1 protein-coding gene is annotated in these 713 nt (G+C 45.7%); it reads right to left on the bottom strand.

Annotation, left to right across the window (positions count from 1 at the left end):
• Positions 1 to 118: 118 nt before the first annotated feature.
• Positions 119 to 673, bottom strand: a complete 555-nt coding sequence (locus DDR33_RS25200) for a helix-turn-helix domain-containing protein (protein ID WP_109418513.1) — start codon at positions 671 to 673, stop codon at positions 119 to 121.
• Between the last annotated feature and the right edge of the window lie 40 nt (positions 674 to 713).

Genomic DNA, 713 nt, shown 5'->3' with positions numbered 1-713 from the left:
ATGATCTCCTCTTTTAATCCGGTATCCTGATAGCGCCACTGATGGTCATACCAGGCATGACGTGTTTTGCCAAACAGTCTGCACAGTTGCTTGATTCCCATTCGGGGTTCCTCCTGTTTCATTTTGGTGACTGTTTGGCTCCAGACTTTTTTCGGATATCGATTTTTAGCTGTTCTTCCGCTATATCGATCATCGTCTCCAAGGCCCGGATCTTTAACTGTGCTTCTGCCAATTGTTCCTCCAACTCTCTGAGATGGCCCGCCGAAACTTCTTTTGGTTTCTTCTCTTCTGATTTTTTCACTGTTGCTGTTTGACGGCTAAGTTCGGCATTTTCTGCTTTTTGTTGCCTCACCCAACGGTCTACTACCGTCCTGCATTTGATCCCAAAGGCTACACATGCTTCCCCAACCGACATTCCTGATGCTACTGCCCGAAGTACTGTTCGTTTCTCTGAGGAGCTATACTGCCGGCTCCGTTCTGCATAATACTCCTTGGACCCATAACGGTTCATCCAATTCGTTAAAGTCGATTCATGCATACCGTACCGACTCAGTATCTCCCGACGTGGTACCCCACTTTCGATCTCCTCTACGATTTTCTTAATTTCCCGCTTGTCAAAGGGCGTATGCTTTCCCTCTCTCTCTGACTTCGCTTTCCTTCTTTTACTTTCCATACACTTTTTAATTTGTGTATAGCTTTTTTAGGAATGGACA

Origin of the sequence: Pararcticibacter amylolyticus, assembly GCF_003130405.1 — a bacterium.
GTDB classification, from domain to species: domain Bacteria; phylum Bacteroidota; class Bacteroidia; order Sphingobacteriales; family Sphingobacteriaceae; genus Arcticibacter; species Arcticibacter amylolyticus.
The sequence above is the reverse complement of the archived record's forward strand: the minus strand, read 5'-3'. Positions and strand labels throughout refer to the sequence as shown.